Source organism: Phenylobacterium sp. (assembly GCF_030654915.1).
Lineage (GTDB): Bacteria > Pseudomonadota > Alphaproteobacteria > Caulobacterales > Caulobacteraceae > Phenylobacterium.
Genome location: NZ_JAURWM010000259.1, coordinates 1 through 9,203, shown reverse-complemented (window position 1 = coordinate 9,203; position 9,203 = coordinate 1). Strand labels below are relative to the sequence as shown.

Below are 9,203 nucleotides of genomic sequence, written 5' to 3'. Positions count from 1 at the left end.
CCTGCGCCGGTCCGAGCGCCGCCGGCCGCCACGCCGCCGCGCGCGCCGCGTGGCCCGGCCGTTCCGCCGACCGGAACCTGATCCGATGGGCGGTCTTGTCGACTTCTATGGGGCGCACACCTTCTGGGTCTGGATCGCCATCGCCGCGGCGATCCTGGCCTTCGAGGTCGCGGCCGGGTCGGGATGGCTGCTCTGGCCGTCGGCCTCGGCCGCGGTCATGGCCTTCGTCAGCCTGTTCACCCATAGCAGCGCCCTTGAGATCGGGCTGTTCGCGGCCCTGACCATCCTCACCACCCTGACGGCGAGGCGGTTCTGGCCGCGCGAGGCGAAGGGGGCCAGCGATATCAACGACAATGTCGCTAGGCTGGTCGGCCATCGCGGCCGCGTCGCCACGGCGTTTGTCGGCGGCGCCGGGCGGGTGATGGTCGACGGCAAGGAGTGGGCGGCGGAATCGCAGGACGCCGCGCCGCTCGAGATCGAAGAGGTCGTCGAAGTCGTCGGCCTCAGCGCCGGGACACGGCTGTTGGTTCGGCCGATCCGCTGATCTCATCCAGGAAGGTCCGCAGCGACCGCAGGACGGCTAGGCCTGACAAGACTCGTTGTCGGTGAAGCCCTTTCGCAGGGCGTCCGCGACGAGCTTCAGGCTGCGAGGGCTTCCTTCAGGCCGCGCCGAGCCAGGGCGTCGGCGCGTTCGTTGAGCGGGTGGCCGGAGTGGCCCTTCACCCATTTCCACGTCACGTCATGCTTGCCGCGGGCGACGTCCAGGCGCCGCCAGAGATCGTCGCTCTTGACCGGCTTCTTATCGGCCGTCAGCCAGCCGCGCTTTTTCCAGCCGTGGATCCACTCCGAGATGCCCTTCATCACGTAGGTGGAGTCGGTGTGAAGCTCGACCTTGCAGGGCTTCTTCAGGGCTTCCAGCGCCTGGATGGCGGCCATCAGCTCCATGCGGTTGTTGGTCGTCGCCGGCTCGCCGCCGCAGATGTCGCGGACATGCTCGCCCGAAATCATCACCGCGCCCCAGCCGCCGGGGCCAGGGTTTCCCGAACAGGCGCCGTCCGAATAGATCACCACCTGCGGGGTCACGAAGCCTCGCCCAGCAGCACGAGGTCGGGCGCGGAGCGATGAACGGCCAGCTTGCGTTCGTACTCCAACGGATCCTTGGGACGCACCAGGGCTCCGGCGGGCGTCGCGCCCCAATCATGCAGCCGGGTCAGGAAGAACCGCATGGCCGCGCCATGGGCCAGCACCGGCAACGCCGCGCGCTCGGCGGGCGTCAGCGGACGGTGGGCCTCATAGCCGGCCAGCAGGGCGCGGGCGCTGGTGATGTTGAAACTGCCGTCGGCCTCGAAGCACCAGGCGTTCAACGTCACGGCGATGTCGTAGGCCAGCTGGTCCACGCAGGCGAAATAGAAGTCGATGGCGCCGGCGAACAGCGGACCCTGGAAGAAGACATTGTCCGGGAAATAGTCGGCGTGGATCACGCCGCGCGGCAGGTCCGTGGGCCAGTGCGCGGCGATGTGGGCCAGATCGCCTTCGATCACCGCCGCCAAGCCGGGCTTCAGGTTCTCCGCGGCCTCGCGCAGGGTGTCGAACAACGGCGCCCAGGCCTCTTGGCCCAGGTCGTTGGCGCGCGTGAGCGGAAAGCCCTCGGCCGCGAGGTGCAGGCGTGCGAGGCCTTGGCCGGCTTCTTTGCAATGAGCCGCGGTCGGGCGGCGGACGGACAAGCCAGGCAGGAAGCTGAAGATCGCGCAGGGCTTGCCGCGCACGCGCTTGAGCGCTTCGCCGGCCTTGTCGATCATCGGCGTCGCCGACGGATACCCATGCTGGGCCAGCCAGCGGGTGAGCCCCAGGAAGAACGGCAGCTCGTCTTCGCGGACGCGCTTTTCGTAGACCGTCAGGATGAAGCGCCCGGCCTGCGTCTCCAGCAGGAAGTTGGAGTTCTCCACGCCTTCGGCGATCCCCTTGAACGCCAATGGCGCGCCGAGATCGAAGTCGGACAGGAGGGCGTTGAGCTCCTCGTCGGTGATGTCTGTGTATACGGCCATGTGCGACCGGGATGAGGGAGGCCGGGCGGGCGGTCAAGTCGACTTCTGGTATTACAATCGTTATAACGTGATGGCGCTTTGCTCGGAGGCCACAATGATCGCTCTGAAGTTGACCCAGGTCGGAAACTCAGTCGGCGTCATCTTGCCAAAAGAGGCGCTCATCAAACTCGGCGTCGAAAAGGGCGATACGGTTTATCTGACCGATGGCGCGGGCGGTGAAATGCGGCTCTCGGCCTATAGCGCCGAGGTGGCCGAAGAGATCGCGATGGGTGAGGAGTTCATGGCTCAGTATCGCGACACGTTCCGCGCTCTGGCCAAGTGAGCAAAGCGCCCGAGCCGCGTTGGATCACCCAGGAAGGCTTGATTGTCCTTCACGACCGCAGCATCGCCTTGCATGGCGGTGCGCCAGGTTTGCGAGACGCAGGATTGTTGGAGTCCGCGCTCCAGCGCCCGGCCAATCGCTTCCGTTACGAAGGCGCGGATGACATCTGCATCCTCGCGGCGACATATGCGGTGGCGCTCGCCAGCAACCATCCATTCGCGGACGGCAACAAGCGTGCTGCGTACCTTGCAGCTGGTCTGTTCCTACTAAAAAATGGACGTCGGCTGGTCGCCGATCAAGCGGACGCCGCGCTCACGATTCTAGCGGTCGCCGCGGGAAACCGAGACGTCGACGAGCTTGCCGAATGGGTTAGAGCTCGGTCGCTTACTCGCTGACCAAAGCCCGCGGCAGCTTGAAGCTCACGGTCTCGCGGACCGTGTCGACTTCCTCGACGGTGACGTCGAAGGTCTCGCCCAGGCGGTCGATCACCCCCTGGACCAGCACTTCCGGCGCCGAGGCGCCTGCCGTCACGCCGACCGTGGCGGCGCCGTCCAGCCAGGCGAGATCAAGCCCGTTGGCGTCATCGATCAGATAGGCGCCCTTGGCCCCCGAACGCTTGCCGACCTCGACCAGCCGCACGGAGTTGGACGAGTTGGCCGAGCCCAGGACCAGCAGCACGTCGGCGCGGCTGGCGACCACCTTGACCGCGTCCTGGCGGTTGGTGGTGGCGTAGCAGATGTCTTCCTTGTGCGGCGCGGAGATCTCCGGGAACCGTTCGCGCAGGGCCGCGACGATCTCGGCGGTGTCGTCCACTGACAGGGTCGTCTGGGTGGCGAAGGCGACGTTGGACGCATCCTTGGGCGTAAAGGCGCGGGCGTCCTCGACGGTTTCAATCAGGGCCACGGCGCCTTCCGGCAATTGGCCCATGGTGCCGACGACCTCCGGGTGGCCGGCATGACCGATCAGAACGATTTCCTTGCCGGCGTCATAGTGGCGTTGGGCCTCGACATGGACCTTCGAGACCAGAGGGCAGGTGGCGTCGAGATAGAGCATCTGGCGGCCGGCGGCCTCGGCCGGGACGGATTTGGGCACGCCGTGAGCTGAGAACACCACGGGGCGATCAGTCGGGCACTCTGACAGTTCCTCGACGAAGATGGCGCCGAGGCTCTTCAACCGGTCCACGACGTGGCGGTTGTGGACGATCTCGTGGCGCACATAGACCGGCGCACCGTACTTCTCGATGGTCCGTTCAACGATCTGGATGGCGCGATCGACACCGGCGCAAAAGCCGCGCGGGGTGGCGAGCAAGACCTTGAGGGGACGGCGGGGGCGGGGCTCTTGCAACATGGCGCCAAGGTAAGCGCTGAGCGGCCGGACCGCCAGCCGCGTTGCGGCCTCAATCGATAGCCATTAGTAGGGTAACGCACGCGAGGGCTGATATCGGCCCGCGCCCTCTTGTTTTGGACGACCTCAAATGCGCCGCCCTCTGCTGTTGCTCGCCGCCGGCTTGATCATGGCCAGCTCACTGGCTCCTGAAATCGCCTCGGCCCAGCAACGCCGCCCAGGCGAACAGCAGCAGCAAGAGCAGGACGCCGCCAAAAAGAAGAAGCGCGAATCCGAGTGGAGCGACGTCCAGGCGCCGCTGCCGCAGCTGCGCAACGCCGGTCCGTGCCCCTATGTGAAGGTGCTCTACGACGCCGGCCGCTATGTCGAGTTCAAGGACGGCCGCGAGGCGTCGAACGCCGTGGCCTACACCGGCGAAATCCAAGGCATCTCGGCGGGTTGCCAGTATAAGGACGACGAGCCCATCAAGGTGACGATGGAGGTTCTGTTCGAACTGGGCCGCGGCCCGCAGGCCCAGGCCTCCACCAAGAACTACCGCTACTGGGTCGCCGTCACGAAGCGCAACGACGCGGTTCTGGCCAAGCAGTATTTCGATCTGCCGGTCACCTTTGCCGCCGGGCAGGATCGGGTCTACGCCACCGACAAGATTGGCCAAGTGATGATCCCGCGCGCCACGGCGACCACCAGCGGCGCCAATTTCGAGATTCTCGTCGGCTTCGACGTCACCCCGGAGATGGCCGCCTTCAACCGCGACGGTAAGCGCTTCCGGCTGAACGCCGGCACGGCCGTGGCCGGGAACGCCAACGAACCCAAATGAGTGACCTTAAAACGGGCCTGAGCGAAGCGGTCGCCGCCGCCTTCGCCGCGGCGGGACTGCCGGCTGAACTTGGCCGCGTGACGCCGTCTGACCGGCCTGACCTGGCCGACTTCCAATGCAACGGCGCGCTGCCGGCTTCCAAGGTCGCCAAGCGCAATCCGCGTGAGATCGCTGACGAAGTGGTGAGCCATCTGGCTGGCGATCCGCGTCTGGCCTCGGTGGAGGTCGCCGGGCCTGGCTTCATCAATCTGCGGGTCAGCGACGCCGCCCTGTCGGAACGCGCGGCCGAGATTACCGCCGATCCGCGACTGGGCGCGCCGCCGGTCGCGCAGCCGCGCCGCGTCCTGATCGACTACGGCGGGCCGAACGTGGCCAAGCCGATGCACGTCGGCCACCTGCGCTCCTCGATCATCGGCGAATCGCTCAAGCGCATCTACCGGTTCCGGGGCGACACCGTGGTGGGCGACGCCCACTTTGGCGATTGGGGCTACCAGATGGGCCTGCTGATCGGCGCCGTCATGGACGAGGACGCGCAGATCCGCGCGATGATGGAGGATTTGAACGCCAAGTCCGAAATCACGCCGCAGGACGAGGCCGCGACGTTCGCTGCGCTCGACGGCAAGATCACCCTGGCTGACCTTGACCGGCTCTATCCGCTGGCCGCCGCGCGCGGCAAGACCGAGCCTGACTACCGTGACCGCGCCCGAAAGCTGACGGCCGAACTTCAGGGGCGCAAGCCCGGCTACTTCCTGATTTGGAAGCACTTCGCCAAGGTGACGAAGGTGGCGCTGGAGCGCGACTTCCACGCGCTCGGCGTGGACTTCGACCTCTGGAAGGGCGAGAGCGACGTCGATGAACTGATCGCGCCGATGGTCGCCGACCTGGAGGCCAAGGGCCTGCTGGTCGAGGATCAGGGCGCGCGCATCGTCCACGTGGCCGGTCCGAACGAGACCAAGAAGAAGAAGCTGCCGGACGGTTCGGTGGTCGTGGTCCCGAGCCCGGACCCGCTGCTGGTGGTCTCGTCGGAAGGCTCGGCCATGTACGGCACGACCGATCTGGCGACCATCCTCGACCGCAAGAACACCTTTGATCCGCACTACGTCCTCTACGCCGTGGACCAGCGGCAGGCCGATCACTTCGAGATCGTGTTCCGCGCCGCTTATCTGGCCGGCTATGCCGAGCAAGGCAGCCTGGAGCACGTCGGGTTCGGCACCATGAACGGCACGGACGGCAAGCCGTTCAAGACCCGTGAGGGCGGGGTGCTGAAGCTGAACGACATGATCGTCATGACCCGGGACAAGGCGCGTGAGCGCCTGCACGAGGCCGATCTCGGCAGCGAGCTTGATCCGGGCGCCTTCGAGGACACCGCCAACAAGGTCGCGGTCGCGGCCCTGAAGTTCGCCGACCTGCAGAACTTCCGCGGCACGTCCTATGTCTTCGACCTCGACCGCTTCTCCAGCTTCGAGGGCAAGACCGGCCCCTATCTCCTGTACCAGGCGGTGCGGGTGAAGTCGGTGCTGCGTAAGGCCGCCGAGGCGGGCGCGCAAGCTGGCCCGATCATCGTGTCTGAGCCGGCCGAGCGGGACTTGGTGCTGTTGCTCGACGCCTTCGAGCAGGCCCTGATCGACGCCTACGACAAGAAAGCGCCGAACTTCATCGCCGAGCATGCCTACAAGCTGGCCCAGGCCTTCTCGAAGTTCTACGCGGCCTGCCCGATCCTCTCGGCGGAGCCGGCGGTGAAGGCCTCCCGTCTGGCGCTCGCCCAGACGACGCTGCGTCAGCTGGAACAGGCGCTGGACCTGCTCGGCATCGCCGCCCCCGAGCGGATGTAGTTCAGGCTACGACCCCACAGCCGCGGCCTCCAGCGTACGCTTGATGGCCGCGGCGCCGACTTCCATCATATCGTCCATCCCGGGCGCGAGTTCGGCCGGCGACACCTGCGCCGTCCAGGTGAACTGCGTCTGGCCGTTTGGCCTGGTCGTTACGGTGGCGCTAGCGCGGTGGAAGTTCATCTTTTCGCCGATCACGCTGTAGACGACGCGCATTTGCGCCTCGTCGACGGCGAGAATTCGCTCTCGGACCTCCATTCCATTGGCGAAGGTGAGGAGACGGTCGTCACCATCCCTGCGGCTATCCGTCACGAAGCCGGCGGCCAGGCGGGTGGGCAGGGCATGGACATCGCTTAGGACGGCCCAGACCTGATCTGCGGGTACATTGACGACGAAGGTCTTGCCGATCGTGACCGCGTCGGGCGGAGCAGGGCTATCAAGTTTGGACATGGGCGATCCTCCTGGAACAGCCGAAATTATCGCCCCGCCGGTCATCGGTGGCTGGCGGTTTTCGGAACAGGTCAGGCGAACGGTGTTTGCAGATTGACTCCCCCTCGGTGATCGAAGAGTTTCGCGCCGACTCTCGCGGGAGAGATCGGGCCTTTCGGGGCTCGGAGCCGAAGGCGCAACCGCCCCGGAAACGCTCAGGCAAAAGGACCGCGACGAGCTGATGAACGCTGGAAAGTAGCGCGGGGGTTCCTGCGCTCGCCGAAGGAGCGAGGGGTTGGCCGGTGGCCAGCCTGAAATCTCTCAGGCCCAAGGACAGCGGGGGCGCGAACGTCGCGGAGAGCATCTCCGCGCGCTCGCCAGATCATCAGCTGGAGTCCTGTCTTGTCCGACGACAACCTGAAGACCACGCCTCTCAACGCCGCCCACATTGCGGCGGGCGCGCGCATGGTTCCCTTCGCGGGCTACTCCATGCCTGTCCAGTACAAGGACGGCGTGATGAAGGAGCATCTCTGGACGCGCGAACATGCGGGGCTTTTCGATGTTTCCCACATGGGCCAGGCCCGCCTGCGCGGAGTTTCGCCGCTTTCGGCCTTCGAGGAGGTGACGCCGGGCGACTTCATCGGCCTGAAGCGCGGCAAGCAGCGCTACTCCGTCCTGCTGAACAAGAAGGGCGGCATCATCGACGACCTGATGGCGGCCCGGCCGGATGAGGACGGCCTGTTCGTCGTGGTCAACGGCGCCTGCAAGGACAACGACTTCAAGGTCATCGACGACGAACTGGCCGGACAGGTTCGGATCGATCGCCTGGAAGACCGCGCGCTGCTGGCGCTGCAAGGTCCTCAGGCGGCCGCGGTTCTCGCCGCACATGCGCCGGAGGCCGCGACCATGGTCTTCATGGACGCCCGGTCGATCACTGCGTTCGGGACCGACGTCATCATCTCGCGCACCGGCTATACCGGCGAAGACGGCTACGAGATCTCGATCCCCGCGACCGAGGCCGAGCGCGTCTGGAACACCCTGTTGGCCGATGAGCGGGTCAAGCCGATCGGCCTGGGCGCCCGCGACAGCCTGCGCCTGGAGGCGGGCCTGCCGCTCTATGGCCACGACGTGGACGACACGGTCAGCCCGGTCGAAGCCGACCTGGCCTTCGCGGTCTCCAAGAAGCGCCGTGAGGCGCGCGACTTCCCGGGCGCGGCTCGGATCGCCAAGGAGCTGGCCGAGGGCGCCAGCCGCAAGCGCGTCGGCCTGACCGTGCTGGAAGGCGCCCCGGCCCGCGAGGGTGCGGAGATCGCCGATGAAGCGGGCAATGTGGTCGGCGTCATCACCTCCGGCGGCTTTTCGCCTAGCCTTGGCAAGCCGATCGCCATGGGCTTCGTTCCGCCCGCCTTGGCGGTCGCCGGCACGAAGCTGAAAGTCATCGTTCGGGGCAAGCCGCAGTCCGCAGAGGTCACGGCCATGCCCTTCGTTCCCCATCGTTACGTCCGCAAGCTCTGAGAAGGACCACCCAGATGCGTTTCACCAAGGATCATGAGTGGGTCACCCTCGAGGGCGACGTGGCCACTGTCGGCATCACCGCCTATGCGGCTGAGCAACTGGGCGACGTCGTGTTCGTCGAGGTTCCCGAGGCTGGCAAGGCCGTGAAGACCGGCGACAACCTCGCCGTCGTCGAAAGCGTCAAGGCGGCGTCCGACATCTATGCGCCGCTGACCGGCGAAGTCATCGAAGGCAACGCCAGCCTGGGCGACGCGCCGGAGACGGTCAACGACCAGCCCGAGAAGGCCGGCTGGTTCGCCAAGATCAAGATCGCCGACCAGGCCGAATATGAGGCGCTGATGGATCGCGCCGCCTACGAAGACTTCCTGCAGAGCCTCTGATCCTTCACCGCTCACCCCGGCGCAAGCCGGGGTCCAAGCTGACGCACCGCCTGGCTCCCGGCTCTTGCCGGGGCGGGCGGGGAGAGTAATCCCGATGAGATACCTGCCCCTTACGCCCGCCGACCGTGCCGAAATGCTGGCGACCATCGGCGTCGGCTCGGTCGACGATCTGTTCTCCGATGTGCCGGAGGCCGCGCGTCGTCGTGACCTCTTCGACCTGCCGCTGCACGCGGGCGAGCTTGAGGTGGAGCGGGAACTCGCCGGACTGGCGGCCATGAACCGGCCGGCCGGGGCAGGGCCTTTCTTCTGCGGGGCGGGCGCCTATCGCCACCACGTGCCGGCGACGGTCGACCACATCATCCAGCGCTCGGAATTCCTGACTAGCTACACGCCCTATCAGCCGGAAATCGCCCAGGGCACCTTGCAGGTGCTGTTCGAGTTCCAGACCCAGGTCGCGGCCCTGACCGGTCTTGATGTGGCCAACGCCTCGATGTACGACGGCTCCACAGCCTGCGCCGAGGC

The 9,203-nt window shown here is 66.5% G+C and carries 11 protein-coding genes, 1 pseudogene and 1 riboswitch; of the genes and pseudogenes, 8 read left to right on the top strand and 4 right to left on the bottom strand.

The genetic code is table 11. The features are described from left to right. Nucleotides 1–544, top strand: a 544-nt coding sequence (locus Q7T84_RS13430; protein WP_304809727.1) for an NfeD family protein, incomplete at its 5' end; no start/stop codon positions are given. 95 nt (nucleotides 545–639) lie between these two features. Here Q7T84_RS13430 and rnhA read toward each other — a convergent pair. Both rnhA and thrB read right to left on the bottom strand, forming a co-directional pair. Beyond that, nucleotides 640–1,083 carry a ribonuclease HI gene (gene rnhA, locus Q7T84_RS13425; protein WP_304809725.1) on the bottom strand — a complete coding sequence of 148 codons (444 nt, stop codon included), beginning with the start codon at nucleotides 1,081–1,083 and terminating at the stop codon, nucleotides 640–642. Then, complete coding sequence (gene thrB, locus Q7T84_RS13420) at nucleotides 1,080–2,045, bottom strand: homoserine kinase (protein ID WP_304809723.1); 966 nt, start codon at nucleotides 2,043–2,045, stop codon at nucleotides 1,080–1,082. The genes rnhA and thrB overlap by 4 nt, the downstream gene beginning before the upstream one ends. Nucleotides 2,046–2,139: 94 nt before the next feature. Between thrB and Q7T84_RS13415 the strand changes: the two genes are divergently transcribed. Then, the gene (locus Q7T84_RS13415; RefSeq protein ID WP_304809721.1) at nucleotides 2,140–2,367 is read left to right on the top strand and encodes an AbrB/MazE/SpoVT family DNA-binding domain-containing protein; all 228 of its coding nucleotides are present in this window, start codon (nucleotides 2,140–2,142) and stop codon (nucleotides 2,365–2,367) included. Beyond that, a complete protein-coding gene (locus tag Q7T84_RS13410) occupies nucleotides 2,364–2,762 on the top strand; it encodes a type II toxin-antitoxin system death-on-curing family toxin (RefSeq protein WP_304809719.1) in 399 nt (132 codons plus the stop codon). The genes Q7T84_RS13415 and Q7T84_RS13410 overlap by 4 nt, the downstream gene beginning before the upstream one ends. On the opposite strand, the gene ispH is transcribed toward Q7T84_RS13410, so the two are convergent. After that, on the bottom strand, nucleotides 2,752–3,714 hold the full coding sequence (gene ispH, locus Q7T84_RS13405) for a 4-hydroxy-3-methylbut-2-enyl diphosphate reductase (protein WP_304809717.1): 963 nt from the start codon (nucleotides 3,712–3,714) through the stop codon (nucleotides 2,752–2,754). The two genes, Q7T84_RS13410 and ispH, sit on opposite strands and share 11 nt — an antisense overlap. A gap of 127 nt (nucleotides 3,715–3,841) precedes the next feature. On the opposite strand from ispH, the gene Q7T84_RS13400 reads away from it, so the two are divergent. Together Q7T84_RS13400 and argS are read left to right on the top strand one after the other, a co-directional pair. Then, nucleotides 3,842–4,528 (top strand): Tat pathway signal sequence domain protein, encoded by a 687-nt coding sequence (locus Q7T84_RS13400; RefSeq protein ID WP_304809715.1) that lies wholly within the window; start codon nucleotides 3,842–3,844, stop codon nucleotides 4,526–4,528. Then, nucleotides 4,525–6,360, top strand: a complete 1,836-nt coding sequence (argS, locus tag Q7T84_RS13395) for an arginine--tRNA ligase (protein WP_304809713.1) — start codon at nucleotides 4,525–4,527, stop codon at nucleotides 6,358–6,360. The genes Q7T84_RS13400 and argS overlap by 4 nt, the downstream gene beginning before the upstream one ends. A gap of 6 nt (nucleotides 6,361–6,366) precedes the next feature. On the opposite strand, the gene Q7T84_RS13390 is transcribed toward argS, so the two are convergent. Then, on the bottom strand, nucleotides 6,367–6,807 hold the full coding sequence (locus Q7T84_RS13390; RefSeq protein ID WP_304809711.1) for an SRPBCC family protein: 441 nt from the start codon (nucleotides 6,805–6,807) through the stop codon (nucleotides 6,367–6,369). Nucleotides 6,808–6,933: 126 nt separating this feature from the next. Continuing rightward, nucleotides 6,934–7,027, top strand: a riboswitch (glycine riboswitch). A 161-nt stretch (nucleotides 7,028–7,188) separates the two neighbouring features. On the opposite strand from Q7T84_RS13390, the gene gcvT reads away from it, so the two are divergent. The 3 genes and pseudogenes from gcvT to Q7T84_RS13375 form a co-directional block, all read left to right on the top strand. Continuing rightward, nucleotides 7,189–8,301 (top strand): glycine cleavage system aminomethyltransferase GcvT, encoded by a 1,113-nt coding sequence (gcvT, locus tag Q7T84_RS13385; protein WP_304809709.1) that lies wholly within the window; start codon nucleotides 7,189–7,191, stop codon nucleotides 8,299–8,301. Nucleotides 8,302–8,315: 14 nt separating this feature from the next. Beyond that, nucleotides 8,316–8,681 (top strand): glycine cleavage system protein GcvH, encoded by a 366-nt coding sequence (gcvH, locus tag Q7T84_RS13380; RefSeq protein ID WP_304809707.1) that lies wholly within the window; start codon nucleotides 8,316–8,318, stop codon nucleotides 8,679–8,681. Between the two features lie 94 nt (nucleotides 8,682–8,775). Continuing rightward, nucleotides 8,776–9,203 (top strand): annotated as a pseudogene (locus tag Q7T84_RS13375) (glycine dehydrogenase); the annotation flags it as partial.